Source organism: Streptococcus sp. STR1/CE/0325 (genome assembly GCF_055386095.1).
This window is the reverse complement of the sequence record NZ_AP045018.1, coordinates 1,291,443-1,313,310: the sequence shown is the minus strand read 5'-3', so window position 1 is coordinate 1,313,310 and position 21,868 is coordinate 1,291,443. Positions and strand designations below refer to the sequence as shown.

The 21,868-nt window shown below is 44.0% G+C and carries 21 protein-coding genes; 16 read left to right on the top strand and 5 right to left on the bottom strand.

Features of this window, described 5'->3' with window-relative positions; all coding sequences use genetic code 11:
* Positions 1–29: 29 nt before the first annotated feature.
* Complete coding sequence (gene rpsT, locus ACZ49W_RS06435; RefSeq protein ID WP_464814490.1) at positions 30–281, bottom strand: 30S ribosomal protein S20; 252 nt, start codon at positions 279–281, stop codon at positions 30–32.
* Positions 282–405: 124 nt separating this feature from the next.
* Positions 406–1,326: a type I pantothenate kinase gene (gene coaA, locus ACZ49W_RS06430; protein ID WP_464814489.1), complete on the bottom strand. Its 921-nt coding sequence runs from the start codon at positions 1,324–1,326 to the stop codon at positions 406–408.
* Between the two features lie 167 nt (positions 1,327–1,493).
* Between coaA and ACZ49W_RS06425 the strand changes: the two genes are divergently transcribed.
* From ACZ49W_RS06425 to nox, 9 genes are all read left to right on the top strand, one after another.
* Positions 1,494–2,084, top strand: coding sequence for a class I SAM-dependent methyltransferase (locus ACZ49W_RS06425; RefSeq protein WP_464814488.1), 591 nt, complete (start codon positions 1,494–1,496; stop codon positions 2,082–2,084).
* Positions 2,081–3,358 (top strand): pyrimidine-nucleoside phosphorylase, encoded by a 1,278-nt coding sequence (locus tag ACZ49W_RS06420; protein WP_464814487.1) that lies wholly within the window; start codon positions 2,081–2,083, stop codon positions 3,356–3,358. Before ACZ49W_RS06425 ends, ACZ49W_RS06420 begins: the two co-directional genes overlap by 4 nt.
* Before the next feature lie 21 nt (positions 3,359–3,379).
* Entirely contained in the window at positions 3,380–4,054 is a 675-nt protein-coding gene (gene deoC / locus ACZ49W_RS06415) for a deoxyribose-phosphate aldolase (protein ID WP_464814486.1), read from the top strand.
* Positions 4,044–4,430 carry a cytidine deaminase gene (locus tag ACZ49W_RS06410; protein ID WP_464814485.1) on the top strand — a complete coding sequence of 129 codons (387 nt, stop codon included), beginning with the start codon at positions 4,044–4,046 and terminating at the stop codon, positions 4,428–4,430. Before deoC ends, ACZ49W_RS06410 begins: the two co-directional genes overlap by 11 nt.
* A 76-nt stretch (positions 4,431–4,506) precedes the next feature.
* Complete coding sequence (locus ACZ49W_RS06405) at positions 4,507–5,562, top strand: BMP family lipoprotein (RefSeq protein ID WP_464814484.1); 1,056 nt, start codon at positions 4,507–4,509, stop codon at positions 5,560–5,562.
* 133 nt (positions 5,563–5,695) lie between these two features.
* On the top strand, positions 5,696–7,228 hold the full coding sequence (locus tag ACZ49W_RS06400; RefSeq protein ID WP_464814483.1) for an ABC transporter ATP-binding protein: 1,533 nt from the start codon (positions 5,696–5,698) through the stop codon (positions 7,226–7,228).
* Positions 7,221–8,282, top strand: a complete 1,062-nt coding sequence (locus ACZ49W_RS06395) for an ABC transporter permease (RefSeq protein WP_464814482.1) — start codon at positions 7,221–7,223, stop codon at positions 8,280–8,282. The genes ACZ49W_RS06400 and ACZ49W_RS06395 overlap by 8 nt, the downstream gene beginning before the upstream one ends.
* A 1-nt stretch (position 8,283) precedes the next feature.
* Positions 8,284–9,249 carry an ABC transporter permease gene (locus tag ACZ49W_RS06390; protein ID WP_464814481.1) on the top strand — a complete coding sequence of 322 codons (966 nt, stop codon included), beginning with the start codon at positions 8,284–8,286 and terminating at the stop codon, positions 9,247–9,249.
* A 247-nt stretch (positions 9,250–9,496) separates the two neighbouring features.
* The gene (gene nox / locus ACZ49W_RS06385) at positions 9,497–10,867 is read left to right on the top strand and encodes a H2O-forming NADH oxidase (RefSeq protein WP_464814480.1); all 1,371 of its coding nucleotides are present in this window, start codon (positions 9,497–9,499) and stop codon (positions 10,865–10,867) included.
* Between the two features lie 51 nt (positions 10,868–10,918).
* Here the strand turns inward: nox and ACZ49W_RS06380 are convergent.
* Together ACZ49W_RS06380 and ACZ49W_RS06375 are read right to left on the bottom strand one after the other, a co-directional pair.
* Positions 10,919–12,261 (bottom strand): IS3 family transposase gene (locus ACZ49W_RS06380; RefSeq protein WP_464813996.1). Its coding sequence is split into 2 segments (ribosomal slippage): positions 10,919–11,811 and positions 11,811–12,261, totalling 1,344 coding nucleotides; the frame shifts between segments, so codons are not numbered across the junction.
* Positions 12,262–12,329: 68 nt separating this feature from the next.
* A complete protein-coding gene (locus ACZ49W_RS06375) occupies positions 12,330–14,489 on the bottom strand; it encodes an LTA synthase family protein (RefSeq protein WP_464814479.1) in 2,160 nt (719 codons plus the stop codon).
* Positions 14,490–14,665: 176 nt separating this feature from the next.
* Here ACZ49W_RS06375 and ACZ49W_RS06370 point away from each other — a divergent pair, with 176 nt between their 5' ends.
* The 4 genes from ACZ49W_RS06370 to gorA all read left to right on the top strand — a co-directional run bounded on the left by ACZ49W_RS06370 (position 14,666) and on the right by gorA (position 18,341).
* On the top strand, positions 14,666–15,820 hold the full coding sequence (locus ACZ49W_RS06370; protein WP_464814478.1) for a class I SAM-dependent rRNA methyltransferase: 1,155 nt from the start codon (positions 14,666–14,668) through the stop codon (positions 15,818–15,820).
* Positions 15,821–16,507: a type I 3-dehydroquinate dehydratase gene (locus tag ACZ49W_RS06365; protein ID WP_464814477.1), complete on the top strand. Its 687-nt coding sequence runs from the start codon at positions 15,821–15,823 to the stop codon at positions 16,505–16,507. It begins immediately after the preceding gene.
* Positions 16,508–16,536: 29 nt separating this feature from the next.
* On the top strand, positions 16,537–16,875 hold the full coding sequence (locus ACZ49W_RS06360) for a YlbF/YmcA family competence regulator (protein ID WP_464814476.1): 339 nt from the start codon (positions 16,537–16,539) through the stop codon (positions 16,873–16,875).
* A gap of 113 nt (positions 16,876–16,988) precedes the next feature.
* Positions 16,989–18,341, top strand: a complete 1,353-nt coding sequence (gorA, locus tag ACZ49W_RS06355) for a glutathione-disulfide reductase (RefSeq protein ID WP_464814475.1) — start codon at positions 16,989–16,991, stop codon at positions 18,339–18,341.
* A 45-nt stretch (positions 18,342–18,386) separates the two neighbouring features.
* On the opposite strand, the gene ACZ49W_RS06350 is transcribed toward gorA, so the two are convergent.
* On the bottom strand, positions 18,387–18,824 hold the full coding sequence (locus ACZ49W_RS06350; protein ID WP_464814474.1) for a DUF6556 family protein: 438 nt from the start codon (positions 18,822–18,824) through the stop codon (positions 18,387–18,389).
* Positions 18,825–18,943: 119 nt separating this feature from the next.
* On the opposite strand from ACZ49W_RS06350, the gene ACZ49W_RS06345 reads away from it, so the two are divergent.
* Genes ACZ49W_RS06345 through ACZ49W_RS06335 form a run of 3 tightly spaced genes read left to right on the top strand, consistent with a single transcriptional unit; the run spans position 18,944 to position 21,852 of the window.
* Positions 18,944–20,086, top strand: a complete 1,143-nt coding sequence (locus ACZ49W_RS06345) for a cysteine desulfurase family protein (protein ID WP_464814473.1) — start codon at positions 18,944–18,946, stop codon at positions 20,084–20,086.
* Positions 20,086–21,300 carry a tRNA uracil 4-sulfurtransferase ThiI gene (gene thiI, locus ACZ49W_RS06340; RefSeq protein ID WP_464814472.1) on the top strand — a complete coding sequence of 405 codons (1,215 nt, stop codon included), beginning with the start codon at positions 20,086–20,088 and terminating at the stop codon, positions 21,298–21,300. Before ACZ49W_RS06345 ends, thiI begins: the two co-directional genes overlap by 1 nt.
* 9 nt (positions 21,301–21,309) lie before the next feature.
* A complete protein-coding gene (locus ACZ49W_RS06335) occupies positions 21,310–21,852 on the top strand; it encodes a GNAT family N-acetyltransferase (RefSeq protein WP_464814471.1) in 543 nt (180 codons plus the stop codon).
* The last annotated feature ends 16 nt before the right edge of the window (positions 21,853–21,868 follow it).

The window sequence follows — 21,868 nt, the reverse complement described above, 5'->3', positions numbered from 1 at the left end:
AAACAGCCTAAAGATAGACTGTTCTTACATTAGTTAGCTAATTTGCTAGCAAGACGTGATTTGTCGCGACTTGCTTTGTTTTTGTGGATCAATCCTTTTGATTCTGCTTTATCAATGATTGAGCTTGCAGCGCGGAACAACTCTTCAGTTGGGTTTGCTTCAAAAGCTTTGATAGCTGTACGCATTGCAGACTTTTGAGAAGAGTTTTTAGCGTTTTGCTTAGCGCTAAGCTCAGCACGTTTAATCGCTGATTTGATGTTTGCCACTCGATTCACCTCCATTTATATTAACTATGCTATTATATCCAAATTTTTGAGATTTGACAAGGGAAAATGCTCTATTTTTCTAAAAATCTTTGAAAAGAAAGTTAGTTCTAGGCTCTAAAGGTCAAAAGCCGACAAAAGTCTAGCGTTTTAAGAGCAGATAGTCAATGATGTGTTCTTTAGACTTATGTAAAATCACATCTGCTCGAGATCGGGTCGGCTGGATATAGGTTTCAAGATTGATGAGATTGATGCTTTCCCAAGTGTGGTGGGCAATAGCTAAGCTATCTGCTCGGTCTAGTTGGGTAAAGCGGTGGTAGTAGTTATCAGGACGGGATTTGGCCATCTCAAGCAAGGTTTGAAATCGCTCTAGATACCAGTCCTCGATGTCTTTTGGATCAGCGTCAATATAGAGCGAAAAATCATAGTAATCGGTCACATAGAGGTGGTGGTTTTCTTGATTTTGAAAAACATTGATGCCCTCAATGATGAGGATGTCAGGGGATTGAATGGTCTGAGTATGATCAGAAAGAATGTCATAGCTCTTATGGGAATAGACTGGAATGGTCATTTCTCTTCCCTCTTTCATGGCATCTAAAAATTGTAACAGGAGTTCCATATTGTAAGACTCAGGAAAGCCTTTGCGATGGCTGATGTTTTTTTCTTTTAAAATCTGATTGGGGTACAAAAAGCCGTCGGTTGTGACCAACTCCACCTTTTGATCAGCAAAAGCACGTGACAGCAATAGCTGTAAGAGCCGACTGGTCGTTGATTTCCCCACAGCCACACTACCTGCAATACCGATGATAAAAGGGGTTGGCTTTAGTTTTTGGTTTAAAAAGGCTTCTTTTTGCGCTTGTAAGGCTTCTTTATTGGTCTTGTACAATTGGATGAGTTGGAGCAAGGGCAGGTAGATATCCGTCACATCCTCAATCCGAATGCGATCATTGAGGCTTTTGATGGCCTCTAACTCCTCTCCTGTTAATAGGGGAAGAGATATTTGTCCTAGGTCTTGCCAATCCTTTCTCGAGAGATAATTAAAATGACTTAAATCTTGCTGCATAGCATCCTCCTCTTTCAGATTTATTATATCATGTTTTTCAAGATTAGGTAAGACGTAAAAAAGACCGAACAATTGTTTGTGAGGGATAATGCAATGTTAATCTTGAAAACTCTTGCGCCTTGTGTTAAAATAGGTATAATGAGAATAGTATTGGTAAAAACGAAACAATGACAAATATGTATTATAGTAAACAACCAGATAGTGCGCACGATGTCAAAAACTTGAGTGTGACGTTGCTGGGTGAGCGCTTTGATTTTTTGACGGATTCGGGTGTCTTTTCAAAAAATATGATTGATTACGGCAGCAGAGTCTTGCTCTCAAGTCTTGATTTTCAAGAGGGAGAAAGTCTTTTAGATGTTGGTTGTGGCTATGGTCCATTAGGCATTACTCTTGCTAAAACGCAAAAACTTGCCGTAACCATGGTGGATGTCAATGAGCGCGCTCTTGATTTGGCACGAAAAAATTCAGAGAGAAATAGAGTTGAGGCAAGGATTTTGACCTCAGATGTCTATGAAAATGTTGAGGGGTCTTTTGATCATATCATTAGTAACCCTCCTATTAGAGCAGGAAAGTCAGTGGTTCATGCCATCTTAGAAGGAGCCAAGACTCATCTAAAAGATGGGGGTGATTTGACCATTGTGATTCAGAAAAAACAAGGTGCCCCTAGTGCTAAAAAGAAGATGGAAGAGCTATTTGGGAATTGTAGCATCTTAAAAAAAGACAAAGGATATTATATTTTAAGAAGTGTAAACGCATGAGAGCAGTTGATCTAATTCAAAAAAAACGTGATGGGAAAAGCCTAAATACCGAAGAGATGGCTTGGTTGATTGAACAGTATGCGGCAGGTCTTGTCCCAGACTATCAGATGTCAGCCTTTGCCATGGCGGTTTATTTTAAGGGCATGAGTGTGGCTGAAACCATGGCCATGACCCTTAGCATGCTAAAAACAGGTAAAGAATATGACCTTTCTAGCATCTCAGGAATTAAGGTGGATAAGCACTCGACAGGCGGTGTGGGAGATAAGGTAACCTTGATTTTGGTGCCACTTGTTGCGAGTTTTGGTGTTCCAGTTGCCAAGATGAGTGGTCGTGGTCTCGGACATACAGGTGGGACTCTAGACAAGTTAGAAGCCATTAGGGGTTATCAGATCAACTTGACGGAGCAGGATTTCTTGCGACAAGTTAGAGAGATTGGTTTATCTGTCATCGGTCAGTCAGATGACTTGGTTAAGGCAGATAAGTTGCTCTATGCTCTTAGGGATGTGACCGCAACGGTAGATATTATGCCCTTGATTGCAAGCTCGATTATGAGTAAGAAGATTGCAGCTGGAGCGGATAAGATTCTCCTAGATGTTACGGTTGGTGATGGGGCTTTCATGAAGAATGAAGACGAGGCGCAAGAACTGGCTAAAATCATGGTGGCCTTAGGACGCGAGATGGGACGTGAGACCATTGCGGTCTTGACCGACATGAGCCAACCTCTTGGTCTTGCGATTGGGAATCGTTTGGAAGTTTTGGAGGCTCTTTCTGTTATGAAAGGAGAGGGCAGAGATGATCTAACCGACTTTATCTGTCAACTCGCCCAGCTGATGCTGGATTTGGTGGGTAAAAAGGTTTCGCTTGCTGAGATAAGAGAGCATCTTGTTGGTGGACAGGCTCTTGAAAAATTTGAAGCCATGGTTCTTGCCCAAGGAGGGGATTTGGAGGACTTGTATCGCCCGGTTAGGGTCGAGACGATAGAGGAGATTAGAGCTGAAAAAGAAGGCTATATTACCCAACTCCCTGCCCTTTATTTTGGTCAGTTAGCCATGAAACTAGGAGCAGGTCGTGAGGTCAAAACGGACGGACTGGACTATGAAGCAGGTATTGTTTTTGAAAAGAAAGTTGGAGACTGGGTCCGAAAAGGTCAGGTCGTAGCCAAACTCTATACAAATAAAAAAATTGACGAAAAATGGCTTACAGAATGCCAGAAAAATGTTAAAATAGGAGATGAGAAAATAGAGCCAAAAGAGATCATTAAGGTCATCTCTTAGGCCTACAAAAAGGAGATTAAAGTGCCTGAAACACTTCCTATCAACAAATACATCGACCATACCTTACTAAAGCCAGATAGCAGCCAAGCAGCTATTGATACGCTTCTCAAAGAAGCACTGGACTATGATTTTGCCAGTGTCTGTGTCAATCCGACTTGGGTCGCTCATGCCAAGGACGTCTTAGAAGGTAGCGATGTCAAAGTTTGTACGGTTATCGGCTTTCCCTTGGGAGCAACCCTTTCTCAAGTCAAGGCCTTTGAAGCCAAAGAAGCTGTCCTAGCAGGAGCTGATGAGCTTGATATGGTCATCAATATCGGTGCCCTAAAATCTGGGAATTTTGATTTGGTTGAAGAGGATATTCGAGCAGTGGTTGAAGCGAGTCAAGGTCGCTTGGTCAAGGTTATCATTGAAACCTGTCTTTTAACGGATGAGGAGAAGATTAAAGCCTGTCAGTTAGCCGTTTCTGCTGGGGCAGATTATGTCAAGACATCAACTGGTTTTTCAACAGGCGGCGCTACGGTTGAAGATGTGGCCTTGATGAGAAAAACAGTTGGTGAGATAGTTGGCGTTAAGGCGGCAGGTGGCGCTCGCTCTCTAGCAGATGCCCAGGCCTTTATTGAAGCCGGAGCAACCCGCATTGGGACCTCGTCAGGGGTTGCCATCATGAATGGGCAAGAGGTGACGCATGGCTACTGATTTGGTGCGTTTAGCCAAAAAAGCAAGCGAGACGGCCTATGTCCCTTACTCGCACTTCCCAGTCGGAGCAGCCTTGAAGTGCCAAGATGGTTCGGTCTTTTTGGGATGCAACATTGAAAATGCTAGTTTTGGACTGACCAATTGTGCAGAAAGGACAGCGATCTTTAAGGCTATCTCAGAAGGACAGCGGGATTTTTCAGAATTAGCTATTTACGGTGAAACAGATGATCCCATCTCACCTTGCGGTGCCTGTCGTCAGGTGATGGTTGAGTTCTTGTCACCAGATAAAAAAGTTATTTTAGTGGCCAAAAATGGTCGGACGGTCGAGATGACGGTCGGGGAATTACTTCCATATTCGTTTACGGATTTGACTTAACGGGGTTTATCCGAAACTTTTCTTTCGCTTTGCAACAATTGTTGCATTATCATATCTTTTAGGAGGGTTCATTTTCATGAACAAAAAACTTATTGGTGTTGGTCTAGCTTCTGTGGCTGTTCTTGGATTGGCAGCTTGTGCTCATCGTGGCGGGTCTTCTTCAGCAGGAAAAGACGCTAAAACAGATTTGAAAGTGGCGATCGTGACCGATACAGGTGGTGTTGATGATAAATCATTTAACCAATCTGCTTGGGAAGGTCTTCAAGCTTGGGGTAAAGATAACGGTTTGTCTAAAGACAAAGGTTACACTTATTTCCAATCATCTAACGAGTCTGAATACGCAACAAACCTAAGTAGCGCTATCGACAGCGGATACAATCTTGTCTTTGGTGTTGGTTTTGCCCTTCATGATGCGGTTGAAAAAGCGGCTAAGGACAATGGAGATACAAACTTTGTTCTTATCGATGATGTCATCGAAGGTGAAAAGAACGTGGCAAGCGTAACCTTTGCAGATAACGAGGCTGCTTATCTTGCAGGGATTGCTGCTGCAAAAGCAACAAAGACCAAACAAGTTGGTTTCATCGGTGGTATGGAAGGAACAGTTATCTCACGCTTTGAAAAAGGATTTGAAGCTGGGGTAAAATCTGTTGACCCTAACATCAAGGTTTCTGTTGAATACGCTGGTTCATTTGGTGACCCAGCTAAAGGTAAAACCATCGCTGCTGCGCAATACGCAGCAGGTGCTGACGTGATTTATCAAGCAGCAGGTGGTACTGGTACAGGTGTCTTCAGCGAAGCTAAGTCTATCAACGAAACCAAGAACGAAGATGAAAAAGTTTGGGTCATCGGTGTTGACCGTGACCAATCTGCAGAAGGAAACTACACGTCTAAAGACGGTAAGTCTTCTAACTTCGTTCTTGCTTCAACCATCAAAGAAGTGGGTCAATCAGTTAAACTTATCTCTAACCAAACGAAAGATGGTAAATTCCCTGGTGGTAAAACAACCGTTTACGGTTTGAAAGACGGTGGTGTTGACATCAAAACCACTAACCTTAGCGAAGATGCTGTGAAAGCTATCAAAGAAGCTAAGGAAAAAATTATCGCTGGCGACATCAAAGTTCCAGAAAAATAACATCATCAGCAAAAGAACGACCTTCGTCGGTCGTTCTTTTGTAAAATGAGCTGAGATATTGATATCTCAGTAAAGTTTAGCAAATCTTGCTAGACTTTACTGACACATGAATACCCTTGAAAGGAAAACCCTTATGACCGAACATGTCATTGAAATGAAAAAGATCACAAAAAAATTCGGTGATTTTGTAGCCAATGACCAAATTGACTTGCAATTACGCAAAGGGGAAATCCATGCTCTACTTGGTGAAAATGGAGCAGGAAAATCAACCCTAATGAACATGTTGGCTGGTCTTTTAGAGCCAACCAGTGGCGAGATTGTCATCAATGGTACGCCTGTAAACATTGACTCTCCCTCTAAATCCAACAGTCTTGGGATTGGAATGGTGCACCAGCACTTTATGTTGGTGGAGGCCTTTACCGTGGCAGAAAACATCATGCTGGGAAATGAGATGGTGAAAAACGGTAGCCTAGACCTAAAAAGTGCTACCAAAGAGATTGAAGCCTTATCAGCTAAGTATGGTTTGGCAGTTGATCCAAATGCCAAGATCGAAGATATTTCTGTCGGTGCCCAACAACGGGTGGAGATTCTAAAAACCCTCTATCGTGGGGCGGATATTCTCATTTTTGATGAACCAACAGCAGTTTTGACACCGTCTGAGATTCAAGAATTGATGGAGATTATGAAAAATCTTGTCAAAGAAGGCAAGTCCATCATCCTCATCACCCACAAACTCGATGAAATTCGGGCGGTTGCAGACCGTGTGACGGTTATTCGCCGTGGAAAGAGTATTGAAACAGTTGATGTCGCAGGAGCTAGTGCAGAAGATTTAGCTGAAATGATGGTGGGACGCTCTGTTTCCTTTAAGACACAGAAGAAACCGTCTGAGCCTAAAGAGGTGGTTCTTTCGATTCAAAACCTAGTGGTCAATGAAAACCGTGGTGTTCCAGCCGTTAAAAATCTATCCTTAGATGTGAGGGCAGGAGAGATTGTAGGGATTGCAGGGATTGATGGCAATGGTCAGACCGAGCTAATCCAAGCCATTACAGGCTTGCGCAAGGTACAGTCTGGGACGATTACAATCAAAGGTCAAGATGTGACCAAGTCAAGTTCTCGTCAGATTACAGAGTTAAAGGTCGGGCATGTACCAGAGGACCGTCATAGAGATGGCTTGGTTCTTCCCATGACCCTAGCAGAAAATATCGCCCTTCAAACCTATTATAAGGAACCCTTGAGTAAAAATGGGGTACTAGATTACAAAGCAATCAATGACTATGCCAAAAAATTGATGGTTGAATTTGATGTGCGTGGGGCAAATGAATTGGTTCCAGCCAAAGGATTTTCAGGAGGAAATCAGCAAAAAGCCATCATCGCTCGTGAAGTGGACCGAAATCCTGATTTGTTGATTGTCAGTCAGCCAACCCGTGGTTTGGATGTCGGAGCGATTGAGTACATTCATAAACGTTTGATTGAAGAACGTGATAAAGGCAAGGCTGTTTTGGTGGTGAGCTTTGAATTGGACGAGATTTTGAACCTCTCTGATCGCATTGCCGTTATCCATGATGGCGTGATTCAAGGGATTGTCTCTCCTGAAACAACCAATAAACAAGAACTCGGTATTTTGATGGCGGGTGGTTCAATTGAAAAGGAGGATAGTCATGTCTAAGAATGCACAAAATATTGTTGTGCCTCTCATTTCTGTATTGTTAGGGGTGGTCCTTGGTGCCATCGTCATGTTGCTCTTTGGTTACGATCCCTTGTGGGGCTACGAGGGTCTCATTCAGGTGGCATTTGGTAGTGTAAAAAACATCGGTGAAATTTTTAGGGCTATGGGACCTCTTATTCTCATTGCTCTTGGCTTTACGGTGGCGAGTCGTGCTGGTTTCTTCAATGTTGGTCTGCCTGGTCAGGCTTTAGCAGGTTGGGTAGCAGCAGGCTGGTTTGCTCTATCGCACCCAGATATGTCTCGTCCCCTCTTGATTGTCTTGACCGCTCTTATCGGGATGATTGCTGGTGGTCTTGCAGGGGCGATTCCAGGAATCTTACGCGCCTACCTTGGGACCAGTGAGGTCATTGTCACCATCATGATGAACTATGTCATCCTCTATGGTAGCAATGCTATCATTCGAAGTGGATTTGCCAAGTCTATCATGCGAAGTGTGGATTCGAGTATTCAGGTGAGCAAAAATGCTTCTTATCAAACGCCTTGGTTGGATGCTTTGACCAATCACTCACGGATGAATATTGGGATTTTCTTTGCCATTATTGCGATTCTTGTGATCTGGTTCTTGCTCAACAAGACCACACTTGGTTTTGAAATCCGCTCTGTTGGTCTTAACCCTTATGCCAGTGAATATGCTGGAATGTCAGCCAAACGAACTATCATCCTTTCCATGATTATCTCAGGGGCTTTGGCTGGTCTTGGCGGTGTTGTTGAGGGGCTTGGAACCTTTGAAAATGTCTTTGTGCAACCAAGTTCTCTCTCTATCGGTTTTGATGGGATGGCGGTCAGTCTTTTGGCAGCCAACTCTCCAATTGGTATTTTCTTTGCCGCCTTGCTCTTTGCAGTATTGAGTGTTGGTAAGCCAGGGATGACCATTGCGGGGATTCCACCAGAATTGATCAATGTTGTGACAGCTTTGATTATCTTCTTTGTCGCAGCTCACTATTTGATTGAGCGCTATATGAAGCCCAAAAAAGTAGCGAAAGGTGGTAAATAAGATGCCTTCATTAAGTTTAGTTACGGTTTTATCCTTGCTGGTGTCCTCTATGTTGGTCTATTCTGCGCCACTCATTTTCACCAGTATCGGTGGTGTCTTTTCAGAACGTTCTGGGATTGTTAATGTCGGACTAGAGGGAATCATGGTAATGGGTGCCTTTTCAGGTATCGTCTTTAACTTGACCTTTGTAGATACGTTTGGTAAAGCAACACCGTGGTTGGCGCTTTTGGTTGGTGGTTTGGTTGGGGTTCTCTTTTCTCTCCTTCATGCCGTTGCAACCATTCATTTTAGGGCAGATCATATCGTTAGTGGTACGGTCTTGAACCTTCTTGCGCCTTCTCTTGCAGTCTTTTTGACCAAGGCACTTTATGCCAAAGGGCAAACTGATAATATCCAAGAGTCTTTTGGGAAGTTTTCTTTCCCTGGTTTATCTCAGATTCCTGTATTGGGAGATATTTTCTTTAAAAATACCAGTATCTTGGGTTATCTTGCTATCGCCTTTTCTTTCCTCGCTTGGTACATTCTTTATAAGACGCGCTTTGGTTTACGTTTACGTTCGGTTGGAGAACACCCTCAAGCGGCAGATACCCTTGGGATTAACGTTTATCGCATGCGTTATTTTGGCGTGATGATTTCAGGTTTCTTAGGAGGAGTTGGTGGTGCTGTTTATGCCCAGTCTATTTCAGTAAACTTCTCTGCGACAACCATTTTAGGTCCTGGTTTCATTGCTCTTGCCGCTATGATTTTTGGGAAATGGAATCCAATCGGTGCCATGCTAGCCAGTCTTTTCTTTGGTTTATCCCAAAGTTTGGCGGTTATCGGTAGCCAGTTGCCTTTGTTGTCTCATATTCCAACGGTTTACTTGCAAATTGCGCCATATCTCTTTACGATTATTGTCTTGGCTGCTTTCTTTGGTCGCTCCATCGCACCAAAAGCAGTTGGGGTCAACTATATCAAATCAAAATAAAAAGATTGAATCTAGACTGGAGTGTTTCACTTCAGTCTTTTATGCATCAAAAAGATTAGAATTTCTTACAATCAAACAGCTTTAATGGAACTTATTTAGAATGTTTATAATATAGGGAAGGCATTTTAAAGCAAAAAATAAAAGAAAAGATAAGAAATAGAAAAAAATCACAAAAATCCTTGAAAACGCTTTACGAAAATGTTATACTGAATGCGTAATAAAAATAAAACGAAAGTTGGTTTTTTCTATGAGTAAGATTGTTGTTGTTGGTGCGAACCACGCTGGTACAGCATGTATTAAGACCATGTTAGCAAACTATGGCTCAGATAACGAAGTCATTGTCTTTGACCAAAACTCAAACATTTCTTTCCTCGGTTGTGGGATGGCGCTTTGGATCGGAAAACAAATCTCAGGTCCAGAAGGTCTCTTCTATTCTGACAAGGAGCAGTTGGAGAGCATGGGGGCAAAAGTTTATATGAACGCTCCTGTTGAGTCCATCGACTACGATAACAAGGAAGTTCATGCTATTTTAGAAGACGGTTCAAAACACGTTGAGTCTTATGACAAGCTCATCTTTGCGACAGGCTCACAGCCTATCCTTCCTCCAATCAAGGGAGCAGAAATCAAAGAAGGATCACGTGAATTTGAAGCCACTCTTAAAAACTTGCAATTTGTTAAACTCTATCAAAATGCAGCAGACGTGATTGAAAAGTTAAAAGACAAGGACATCAAACGCGTAGCTGTTGTGGGGGCAGGCTATATCGGTGTTGAGCTAGCAGAAGCTTTCCAACGTGAAGGAAAAGAAGTTATTTTGATTGACGTAGTAGATACTTGTCTTGCTGGATATTATGACCGCGACCTCACCGATATGATGAGCAAGAACCTTGAAGACCATGGCATCCAACTTGCCTTTGGTCAAACGGTTCAAGCAGTCGAAGGAGATGGCAAGGTTGAGCGTATCGTGACTGATAAGGAAACCTTTGATGTGGATATGGTTATTTTGGCTGTTGGCTTCCGTCCAAATACCGCTCTTGGTGATGGCAAGATTGAACTCTTCCGCAACGGTGCCTTCCTCGTTAACAAGAAACAAGAAACCAGCCTCAAGGACGTTTATGCCATCGGTGACTGTGCAACGGTTTATGACAATGCGATTGAGGACACCAACTACATCGCTCTTGCCACCAATGCGGTACGTTCTGGTATCGTTGCAGCCCACAATGCTTGCGGTACAGAACTTGAGTCTATCGGCGTTCAAGGTTCAAACGGGATTGCCATCTATGATCTTAAGATGGTTTCTACTGGTTTGACGCTGGAAAAGGCGAAGCGTTTTGGCTACAATGCAGCTGTAACCGAGTTTACTGACAATCAAAAACCTGAATTTATCGAACATGACAATTATCCTGTGACCCTCAAGATTGTCTATGATAAGGACACACGTGTGGTGCTAGGAGCGCAAATGGCTTCTAAAGAAGACATGTCTATGGGAATCCACATGTTCTCCCTAGCCATTCAAGAAAAGGTGACCATTGATCGCCTTGCCCTTCTTGACATCTTCTTCTTGCCACACTTCAACAAGCCTTACAACTACATCACCATGGCAGCACTTGGTGCAGAGTAATAAGAAAAACCCATCAGCTGTGTACTGACCCCCAAAAGTTGGACATTTTATTTATCTAAAGGATTTAGTTCTGTACCCCACAGGACTAAGTCCTTTTAGTTTTGCTTTGATTCGTTTGTTGTTGTAGTAAAAAATGTAATCTGTGATAGCTTGCTCAAGGTCATCAAGGGATTGATAAGACTTCTCAAATCCATAAAACATTTCAGATTTGAGAATGCCAAAGAAGGACTCCATCATCCCATTATCTGGACTATTTCCCTTGCGAGACATAGAGGAACGAATTCCTTTGGTTTTCAAAAAGTGATGATAAGATTGGTGCTGGTATTGCCAGCCTTGATCGCTGTGAAGAATGGTTCCGCTATATGAATCTGCTGGAAAAACCTTCTCAAGCATGGTTTTAATCTGTTTCAAGTCAGGGGAGCGAGATAGGGTAAAATCAATAATCTCACTGTTATAGCCATCAAGAACAGGGGAGAGATAAAGTTTCCCTCCAGGTAAGGCAAACTCCGTCACATCGGTATAGCACTTCTCGTAAGGTTTAGAGCCTTCGAATTGACGTTTAATCAGATTATCAGACTTCTTACCAACCTCACCTTTGTAAGAAGAATACTTGCGCTTACGACGAATACGAGCGGTCAAGCCTAACTCTTTCATCAAGCGCTGCACCTTTTTGTGATTGATGATAAAGCCACGATTTCGTAATTCTAAATGAATCCGACGATAGCCGTAATTACCTTTATGGTCATCATAAATAGATTGTATTTCATCCTTGATAGTTTTCTCCTTATCTGGCTTAGCCAGTCGCTTCACTTGATAGTAATAGGTGGAGCGTGGCAAATCAAGGATTTCGAGTAGCGTTTCTAGGGAAAACTGATTCGTTAATGCTTGAATGATTTCTGTTGCTCTTTGCGCTTTGCTTCGTCCCTCAAGCGGTATTCTCTCAGCTTTTTTAGCACAGCATTCTCCGCTCTAAGGTATTCATTTTCATGTTTTAGTCGTTCTAACTCTGTCATTTGGTCCAAAGTCTTTTTTGGTTTACGTCCCATCTTTGGTGGTCTCCCTCTTGATTTTTCAAGAATAGTATAACCGTTTTTCTTGTATTTGGCTATCCAATTTGGGAGCATCCCTCGATTTGGCAAGGCATAATCAAGGGAAACTGAGAGTTGAGAGCAACCATGAATCAAGACTTTATCCATTATTTCCTGCTTTAATTCGGGTGAATAATACCGATTTTTACCCTTTTCAACAATCTCAACACCATATTTATCCATGAGTTTAACCATGTACTTGAGATTGGAAGGACAGACTTCATATCGCTGACTGATCTGAGGCCATGATACACCTCTCTTTCTCAACTTGTATATACCTCGTTTATCTTCATAACTTAATTTCATAAGAAAAGCACCCCAATCGTTAGATTTTGTGTCTAACTTTTGGGGTGCAGTTCACTGATGGGTTTTTCTTATTCACTATTTTCGTCAGAAGAACTGGAGCTTTCGCTCGTTTCTTCTTTTTCCTCGTGTAAAGCCACATAGCTTGGCGCTTGGAAGAGGTCTTGGGTGGATTTGTTTCCATTTTGACTATAAAGGCTGGTTGATTTGCTGCCTTTTTTCTTCTCAATCGCCTTGAGGGCTGGGAAGGATTTGGTATAAGAAATGGTTGAGGTATCAATCGGTTTTAGACCGCTGTCCTTGTCAAATCGCAGGAGATCCCCTGTTTGGATGCGGTCACTAGTTGACAGTTGAAGCTTGGTGGCTTCCTTAATCTTATCCACTTCAGCTACGGTGCTTTGGTCAGGATTGGTGATTTCCTCTCCTGTTTGAGTGTTGTAAAGTTTGCCGTCATAGCTGGTGTATTTCGGTGTGACGAAGTTTCCAGAAGTTCTAAAGGCAACGGTTTGACTATTTTGTGGGGAGAGCAGGTCTTGACCGAGTTCCACATATTTGCTAGAGTCGATGCCTAGGATATGGAGGAGCGTTGGGAGGTTATCCACCTCACCGCCATAAGTATCACTGATGAAGCCTTGGTCCATGCCTGGGATGTGAATCATGTAAGGCACGCGTTGGAGCATGGCATTGTCGTAGTCAGTCCAAGTTTCAGGGTTTTTCCCTAAAAGGCTAGCTAGACTCGTGTTGCGGGAGTTGGAAATCCCATAATGGTCTCCGTAGAGGACAAAAATCGAGTTGTCATAAAGACCAGCTGCCTTGAGGTAGTTGAAGAAGGCTTCAAGGGCTGAGTCAAGGTAGTTGGCTGTTGCAAAATAACCGTTGATGGTTTCATCGTCGGTCTTTGCGAGAGGAAAGCCTGTTTCATCCCCTGAGAGACTCTGGTAGGGATAGTGGTTAGAAACGGTGATAAACTTGGTATAGAAGGGCTGCTGCATGCGCTCTAAGTACTTGATGGAGTCCTTGAACATGACCTTGTCGTTTAACCCGTATTGGAAGGAATTTTTCTTATTGGGTTTTGACATGTAAGATTGGTCAAAGAAGTAGTTGTAGCCCAGTTGTCTATAGACGTTACTGCGATTCCAGAAGGTTCCGATATTGCCATGAAAGACAGCACTCGTGTAGCCATCGACTTGGGATAGGATATCAGGAGCAGCTTCTTGTGTATTAGCTCCCCCATATTGGACGAAGAAGGAACCTTGGTTGAGCCCAAACAGAGAGGTTTCCATTAGCGTTTCGGCGTCAGAAGTTTTTCCAGCCTTGACTTGGTGGAAGAAGTTTGAAAAGGCAAAGGTTTCCTTAGAATGGTAGAGAGAGTTGATGAAGGGTGTCACCTCGTGTTCGGTTCCGTCCACATTGAGCTTGTAGTCAATGAGGAATTGTTGGAAACTCTCTAGGTGGATGATAAAGACATTGCGCCCTTTTCCGATACCGTAGTAGGCTGGATTGGGTTCAGCGTAGTGCTGTTTGATGTAGTTTTTGACGTCATTGATTTCCTCGGGCTTGGCTTCTGAGCGGACTTTTTGGGTTTGATAGGTTTGGTTCCCATCATAACCAAGAAAGGCAGGAAGACCAAGGGCTCTCACCACATAGGTGTTTGAGAAACCACGAGAAAGCAATTCTGGACGATCGACCTCTGCCATAAAGAGGTTAATCGAAAAGAGCAGGGCTGAAAAGGCACTGACGGCAAAGCTAGCCCGCACGCTGAGTGGTCTAGGGTCTCTTGTGATGATCTTTTTCTTAAAGAGAAAGATAAAGACAAAAACATCAAGGAGATAAACCACATCCCAAGGACGCAAGAGATTGACGGCGGAGCTTCCCAGTCCAGCAGAAACCTTTGAGGTCGCCATGATGGTGTTGATGGTGATAAAGTCTGAAAACTCTCTGAAATAGATGGCGTTAGCGATGAGAAGAATATTTAAAATCGCATAAAGCACCCATGTGAGAGGGTAAAAGACCTTGGCAGGTTTCACATAAAGAGCCAGTCCTAAAAAGAGGAGGCTAATCGGGATAGGGTTAATCAGGGTGAGGAGAAGTTGATAGGGATTCTCAAGCCCTAGATTAAAGTCAACATGATAGGCCCAAGTGCTTTTGAGCCAGTAACAAATCAGGAGAGTGAGGATAAAACCAAGACGGGTACTCACAGCCTGACGAAGGGTTTTGATTAGTTTTTTCACAAGAAAAGTCCTCGTTCAAAAAATTTCCTAAATGTAAAATCTCATTCCCATTATACCATATTTCAAAAAGAAGGGTAAATGAGAACATGAGACTTGCTGAAAATGAGCCCTTAACTGAAAAAAGATGTCAAGAGTGGATATAGACTGATGCAGTAAAATTTGTTATAATAGGAAACATGAAAATGGTAGAAGTGACCTCTCTTTGCGCCCAAAAGATAAGAGAAGGGGTGCAATTATTGTCCCCAAAAGATGTGATTGAGGAAGCGACTGGCTTGGTTCGGTTGCGGTATAAACATCAAAATCTAGGAACAGCTTATCTCGCTTCGCAACAAAAAGGGATTGGCTGGTTTTTGGGACAAGGGATTGAAAACCTGTCTGTGGACTATTTTGAAGGATTATTTAAAGTAGCTAAGAGAAAACGCCTGTCTTATCAAAAGGATACGGAAACGACGGCTTATCGCCTTTTTAACCAAGACGGGGATGATTTTGGTGGTCTGACGATTGACCGTTATGGAGATTTTGCCCTCTTTTCGTGGTACAATCGCTTTGTTTATGAGAACCGAGAGCGGATTGTTGAGGCTTTTAAAAGCGTTTTTCCTGAGCTAAAAGGGGCTTATGAAAAGATTCGTTTTTCTGGTTTAGACTACGAAAGCGCCCACCTTTACGGTGAGAAGGCTCCTGACACCTTTTTAATTAAGGAAAATGGGGTCAGCTATCAAGTCTTTTTGAACGATGGCTTGATGACAGGGATTTTCCTCGATCAGCATGAGGTGAGAAAAGAGCTGGTTTTAGGGCTAGCCAAGGGCAAGCGTGTCTTAAACATGTTTTCTTATACCGCGGCTTTTTCGGTGGCAGCGGCTTACGGCGGAGCAAGAGAAACGGTTTCTGTGGATTTGGCCAAGCGCTCTCGTCCTCTTTCTGAGGCGCATTTTGCAGCCAATGGTCTTGAGACCAGCAGGCATCTTTTTCACGTCATGGATGTTTTTGAGTATTTCAAATATGCGAGGAAAAAGGGCTTGACCTTTGATGTGATTATTCTTGATCCGCCTAGTTTTGCCAGAAATAAGAAAAAGACCTTCTCCGTTGCCAAAGACTATCATAAACTGATCGAGGATAGTCTTCCGCTATTAAGTGGAGGTGGGCTCATCATTGCTTCGACCAATGCCAGCAATGTGTCTTTGGCTCAGTTTACAAAAGAAATCGAAAAAGGTTTTGGAGCAAGGTCTCATCAATATCAGGCGACCTTCCAGTTACCAGCTGATTTTACGGTCAACCCTTTTGACCCGAGCAGTAATTACCTAAAAGTATTGACAATAAAGGTGGATAGATAAATGAAATTAGTTGTCTCTGTCATGCCAAAAAGTAAAGAAGAGGCAGAAAATTTAGAGGCTAGCCTCTATCAGGCGGCAGATATTATCGAGTGGCGAGCAGATTACCTCAAAAAAGAGGAGATTATCTCTGTTGCGCCTGTGATTTTTGAGAAATTTTCTGGGCATGAAATCTGTTTCACCTTGCGAACCAAACAAGAAGGTGGCGAGATGGAGGTCACTAGCCAAGAGTATGTTCAGCTGATCCAGTCAATTCAGTCTTTGTTTGCGCCAGACTACATTGATTTTGAGTTTTTTTCTCATCGGGAGGTCTTTGACCAGCTTTTAGACTTTCCAAATCTCATCTTGTCCTATACCAATATGGACGAAACGCCGGATAATCTGCTTGAGATTTTCTCAAAGCTCACCACCTTTTCTCCCAAAGTGGTTAAGGTGGCTGTTATGCCAAAGAGCCAGCAGGATGTGCTGGATTTGATGAACTACACCAGAGGCATCAAGGCGCTTAATCCCGAACAGACCTATGTCACCATGTCTATGGGAGTGATGGGAAGATTGACGCGTCTTGCTGGGGATCTAATCGGGTCTAGCTGGACGTTTGCGAGCTTGTCAGAAGCTAGTTGCCAAGGGCAGTTACCTATTGCTGATATGGTACATATCTTGGACCTTTTGGACCGAGGAGACTGTAAATAAGTAATAAACTAATAAAAAAGGAGATAACTATGTCAACATCTATTTATGATTTAGCCAACGAATTAGAGCGTGCAATTCGCCAATTGCCAGAATACAAAGAGGTTGAAAAAATCAAACAAGACATCGTGGCAGATAGCGAGGCAAAAGCACTTTGGGATGAGTTTTCAGCTTTGCAACAAGAGGTGCAAGGCATGCTTCAAACGGGGCATATCCCGTCTCAAGAAGATCAAGACAAGATGCAAGCCATGAGCGAGCGCATCAATCAAAATCCGATTTTAAGAGACTATTTTGCAGCACAACAACGCTTGTCTGTTTATATGCTTGATATTGAAAAAATCGTCTTTAAACCTCTACAAGAGTTGGTTTAAGAGAGAAGAAAAGGCTGGCAGTGTCCAGCTTTTTTGATGCCTTGTAGCAGATTTTTGTCAATCACTGGCTTTTATGTTAGAGTTAAGATATGAATGAAAAAGGAGAAACGAAAATGACGAAAGCCTATGATTATATTGTCATTGGAGCAGGAAGTGGCGGCATTGCGTCTGCCAATCGGGCGGCCATGTACGGGGCTAAGGTGCTTTTAATTGAAGCAAAAGACCTAGGGGGAACCTGTGTCAATGTGGGTTGTGTCCCTAAAAAAGTGATGTGGAATGGGGCTGAGGTGGCCTCAACCATCAAACATTATGCAGCTCCCTATGGTTTTGAGCTTGCGGACTGGTCCTTTGATTTTAAGACCTTAAAGGCCAATCGTGAGGCTTATATCGACCGGATTCATGGTTCTTATGAGAGAGGCTTAGCTAGTAACGGGGTTGAGCACATTAAGGCTTATGCGCAGTTTGTGGATGAGCATACGGTGGAAGCTGGTGGAGAGACCTATACGGCACCTCATATTTTGATTGCGACAGGTGGGCACCCTGTTTTGCCTGAGATTCCTGGGGCTGAGTATGGTATCACGTCTGATGGCTTTTTTGCCCTTGACGCATTGCCAGAGCGTGTAGCTGTCGTGGGAGCTGGTTATATTGCTGTTGAGATAGCTGGGGTGCTCAATGCCTTGGGCAGCGAGACCCATCTCTTTATGAGAAAGGATCGACCTCTTCGCACTTTTGACAAGGGGATTGTGGAAACTCTTACCAAGACCATGGCAAAAGAAGGGGTACACTTGCATCCGCATGCGACTCCAAAATCTGTGAAAAAACAAGCAGATGGTAGTTTAGTCTTGACCCTAGAAAATGGCGAGAGCTACGAGGTCGATACGCTCATCTGGGCGATCGGGCGCAAGCCAAATGTCATAGGGTTTGGACTGGATAAAATCGGCATCAAACTCAATCCTCAAGGCTTTATCGAGACGGATGCCTATGAGAATACCAACATCAAGGGCATTTATGCGGTGGGTGATGTCAATGGGAAACTTGCCCTCACTCCCGTAGCGGTCGCAGCGGGTCGTCGTCTTTCAGAACGCCTCTTTAATCATAAGCCAGAGGAAAAGATGGATTATACGGATGTGGCGACGGTTATCTTTAGCCATCCTGCGCTTGGTTCGGTCGGTCTGTCTGAGGAGGCTGCTATCGAGCGCTTTGGGCAAGACGATATCAAGGTCTATGAATCCAAATTTACCTCGATGTACACAGCCATCACCAAGGATCCTGAACCTTGTCACCTCAAGCTCGTCTGTCAGGGCAAGCATGAAAAGATTGTTGGCCTACACGGTATCGGAGCAGGCGTGGATGAGATGATCCAAGGTTTTGCCGTTGCCATCAAGATGGGGGCGACCAAGTCTGATTTTGACCAAACGGTCGCTATTCACCCGACAGGCGCAGAAGAATTTGTGACCATGCGATAAAAAGAGAGTGGGATGCCACTCTCTTTTGGTATGTGAAGAATAATGCTATGGTTTATTGGTTGTATCAGCTGCGGTACCAGTTTCTTGATTAGCTGTGGCAGCAGGGGTGCTGGTATTTGTTTCTGTGTCTGCTTGCGCTTTTTCTGCACTTGCTTGGCTTTCAGATGAGCTAGTGCTGGTTTCGTTTTCATCTTTTGCAGAAGTGTCTGCTGAAGGTGCTGGGGTGTCTGCTGTTTTTTCTTCTTGATTGGCTGCGGCAGGTTCTTTTTGGATAATGGTGGTTTTTGGGGTGTCGTTATTAGACTTGTCTTTATCTTTATTGCTATTTAAGGCATTGTTAATGGTGAGAGAAGCTACCACGATACTGAGGATACTACCAATGAGGGCAACGGTTTTTTGAAGGGCGGTAAAACCTGTCTTGACATGCTCGGTAGCAGAGGGTTGGGGTTTGGTTTTTTCTTTTCTAGAATAATGTTGACTCATAATCTTCTCCTTTTTATGGTACCTTTCTATTATATGATTTTATTCGCGAAAAGACAAAAATTTTTAGTAAAGAAAGACTTGTGGTATAATAGAAACACTGACAAAAGGAAAGGAATGCTATGATTTATCTGGATCACGCTGCAACGACCAAGCCCTATGAGGAGGTTTTAGCCACTTATCGTGAGGTGGCCTTGCAGTTTTTTGGAAATCCTTCAAGCCTGCATGATTTGGGAACCAAGGCGACACGTTTATTGGAAGCTAGTCGCAAGCAAATAGCAGACTTGCTGGGGAAGGAAGCGGATGAGATTTTTTTCACCTCAGGTGGAACGGAAAGTGACAACTGGGCGCTCAAGGGAGTGGCTTTTGAAAAAGCGGCTTATGGCAAGCACATTATCATTTCAGCTGTGGAACACCCTGCCGTGAGGGAGTCTGCCCTTTGGCTGGAGAGCTTGGGATTTGAGGTGAGTGTCGCTCCTGTTGATGCGTCTGGTCGTGTGGATGTAGCAGCTTTTGAAGCGCTCTTGCGCCCAGATACGATTTTGGTATCAGTGATGGCGGTTAATAACGAGATGGGAGCGGTGCAACCTATTCGTGAGTTGGTTAGTCTTTTAGAGGATAGGCCGACTGTCACCTTTCATGTCGATGCGGTCCAGGCTATCGGCAAGCTCCCTTTGGCGGACTTTTTGCCTGAGCGCGTGGATCTGGCTTCTTTTTCTGCCCACAAATTTCATGGGCCTAGAGGGGTCGGCATCTTATACAAAAAACGTGGCAAACGCTTGACCCCGCTTTTAAGCGGTGGTGGGCAAGAAGAGGGCTTGCGTTCTACGACAGAAAATCTTGCAGGGATTGTAGCGACGGCCAAGGCTCTGCGATTGACCTTGGACAAGGCTGAAAAACAGGCTGAAGGCTTGCAGCTCCTCAAAAAGCAGATATTAGACAGCCTTTCCTCTTATTCCGATGTGACCCTGTTTTCTAGTGAAGACGGCTCCCCTCATATCGTGACTTTTGGGGTCAAGGGGGTGCGTGGCGAGGTCATGGTGCATGCCTTTGAGGATAGGGGCATCTATCTCTCGACCACCAGTGCTTGTTCGTCCAAGGCAGGCAAACCAGCTGGTACGCTTATCGCTATGGGCGTTCCTGCCAAACAAGCGCAAACCGCTATTCGCATCAGTCTAGATGAGACCACAAGAGCTGAAGAAGTGGCCAGATTTTTAGACGTTTTTGACGAGATTTACCATCAAACCAAGAAAGTGAGACAGTAATGGATTACGTTGAAATTATGGTTCGCCACGGCGAGCTATCGACCAAAGGAAAAAATCGTATGCGCTTTATCAACCAACTTAGGCGCAATATCGAACATGTCCTTGCCCCCTACCCAGAGGTTAAAGTCAGATCTGACCGTGACAGGACCCATGTTTACCTCAATGGGACAGACTATCAGCCCATCGCAGAAGCCTTGAGGCATATCTTTGGGATTCAAGCCTTTTCGCCTTCTTATAAGGTTGAAAAAGATTTGGAAGCCTTAAAAGAAGCCGTCCAAACCATCATGACAGGCCTCTATCGTGAGGGCATGACCTTTAAAATCACCACCAAGCGTAGCGACCACACCTTTGACTGGGATAGTCAAGAGCTCAATCAGTTGCTTGGAGGCGCTGTTTTTGAGGCTCTGCCAGAGATTAAGGTGCAGATGAAAGTGCCAGATGTCAACCTCAAGGTGGAAATCAGAGATGATGCGGCTTATCTCTCTCATGAGGAAATCAAAGGCGCAGGTGGACTGCCAGTGGGGACATCTGGACGAGGCATGCTCATGTTGTCTGGTGGGATTGACTCACCAGTTGCCGGCTACTTGGCGCTCAAGCGTGGCGTTGAGATTGAGGCGGTGCATTTTGCTAGTCCGCCTTACACCAGTCCAGGATCGCTGCAAAAGGCGCAGGATTTGGCGCGAAAATTGACCAAGTTTGGCGGCAATATCCAGTTTATCGAAGTGCCATTCACAGAAATTCAAGAAGAAATCAAGGAAAAAGCGCCAGAAAGTTACTTGATGACCTTGACCAGACGCTTTATGTTGCGGATTACTGACCGCATCCGTGAGGAGAGAAAGGGCTTGGTCATCGTTAATGGAGAAAGTCTAGGGCAGGTGGCCAGCCAAACGCTTGAAAGCATGCAGGCCATCAACGCTGTGACCACGACACCGATTGTACGTCCCGTGGTGACCATGGACAAACTAGAGATTATCGAGTTGGCTCAGGCCATTGACACCTTTGAGCTGTCTATCCAGCCTTTTGAGGACTGCTGTACTATTTTTGCGCCAGACCGTCCAAAGACCAATCCGAAAATCAAAAATGTTGAGCAATACGAGGCGAGACTGGATGTTGAAGGCTTAATCGAGCGAGCAGTGGCAGGGATTAAGGTGACAGAAATCACGCCAAAAGCCGAGCTGGATGAGGTGGATGAGCTAATCGAAGGGCTGCTCTAGGATTTTGCCATGGACAGATGGATTGCCTTAGCCAAGTCTGCTTTCATGGAGGGAGAACGGGTCTATTTGCGCCCCTTTTGTATGGCGGATTTTCCTGATTTTTTAGAGATGACACAGACCAAGGAAAATGCCCGCTATATCTTTCCAAAAGGGTTGACGAAGGAGCAGGCTGAATATCTCCTAGTGCATGACTGGATCAAAGAGCCGCTAGGCAAATGGGCGATTGTCGAAAAAAGCACTCAAGCCTTTTTAGGGGCCATTCGCCTAGAAGCCTTCAAAGAGAAAAAGGCGAGCGCTGACTTGGCTTATGTGATCAGAAGAAGCGCGTGGAACAAGGGATATGCCAGTGAATGTGTGCGCTTGATGAGTCAGAAAGCCTTTGAGGAGTGGCAGCTAAAGACGCTAAGAATCGTCACCCATAGGGACAATAAAGCTAGTCAGAAAGTGGCACAAAAGGCTGGATTTCACCATCATTCTAGCTTTAAAGGGAGTGACCGTTATACCCATCGAACCGAATGGTATGAGGTCTTTCGATTAGAAAGACCAAGATAAAAAATAGAAAAAAAGA

Bases quoted from the DNA above. Each gene is read 5' to 3' on its own strand.
- rpsT (WP_464814490.1), bottom strand. From the start codon at position 281: ATGGAGGTGAATCGAGTGGCAAACATCAAATCAGCGATTAAACGTGCT.
- coaA (WP_464814489.1), bottom strand. From the start codon at position 1,326: ATGCAGCAAGATTTAAGTCATTTTAATTATCTCTCGAGAAAGGATTGG.
- ACZ49W_RS06425 (WP_464814488.1), top strand. From the start codon at position 1,494: ATGACAAATATGTATTATAGTAAACAACCAGATAGTGCGCACGATGTC.
- ACZ49W_RS06420 (WP_464814487.1), top strand. From the start codon at position 2,081: ATGAGAGCAGTTGATCTAATTCAAAAAAAACGTGATGGGAAAAGCCTA.
- ACZ49W_RS06410 (WP_464814485.1), top strand. From the start codon at position 4,044: ATGGCTACTGATTTGGTGCGTTTAGCCAAAAAAGCAAGCGAGACGGCC.
- ACZ49W_RS06405 (WP_464814484.1), top strand. From the start codon at position 4,507: ATGAACAAAAAACTTATTGGTGTTGGTCTAGCTTCTGTGGCTGTTCTT.
- ACZ49W_RS06400 (WP_464814483.1), top strand. From the start codon at position 5,696: ATGACCGAACATGTCATTGAAATGAAAAAGATCACAAAAAAATTCGGT.
- ACZ49W_RS06395 (WP_464814482.1), top strand. From the start codon at position 7,221: ATGTCTAAGAATGCACAAAATATTGTTGTGCCTCTCATTTCTGTATTG.
- ACZ49W_RS06390 (WP_464814481.1), top strand. From the start codon at position 8,284: ATGCCTTCATTAAGTTTAGTTACGGTTTTATCCTTGCTGGTGTCCTCT.
- nox (WP_464814480.1), top strand. From the start codon at position 9,497: ATGAGTAAGATTGTTGTTGTTGGTGCGAACCACGCTGGTACAGCATGT.
- ACZ49W_RS06370 (WP_464814478.1), top strand. From the start codon at position 14,666: ATGAAAATGGTAGAAGTGACCTCTCTTTGCGCCCAAAAGATAAGAGAA.
- ACZ49W_RS06365 (WP_464814477.1), top strand. From the start codon at position 15,821: ATGAAATTAGTTGTCTCTGTCATGCCAAAAAGTAAAGAAGAGGCAGAA.
- ACZ49W_RS06360 (WP_464814476.1), top strand. From the start codon at position 16,537: ATGTCAACATCTATTTATGATTTAGCCAACGAATTAGAGCGTGCAATT.
- gorA (WP_464814475.1), top strand. From the start codon at position 16,989: ATGACGAAAGCCTATGATTATATTGTCATTGGAGCAGGAAGTGGCGGC.
- ACZ49W_RS06350 (WP_464814474.1), bottom strand. From the start codon at position 18,824: ATGAGTCAACATTATTCTAGAAAAGAAAAAACCAAACCCCAACCCTCT.
- ACZ49W_RS06345 (WP_464814473.1), top strand. From the start codon at position 18,944: ATGATTTATCTGGATCACGCTGCAACGACCAAGCCCTATGAGGAGGTT.
- thiI (WP_464814472.1), top strand. From the start codon at position 20,086: ATGGATTACGTTGAAATTATGGTTCGCCACGGCGAGCTATCGACCAAA.
- ACZ49W_RS06335 (WP_464814471.1), top strand. From the start codon at position 21,310: ATGGACAGATGGATTGCCTTAGCCAAGTCTGCTTTCATGGAGGGAGAA.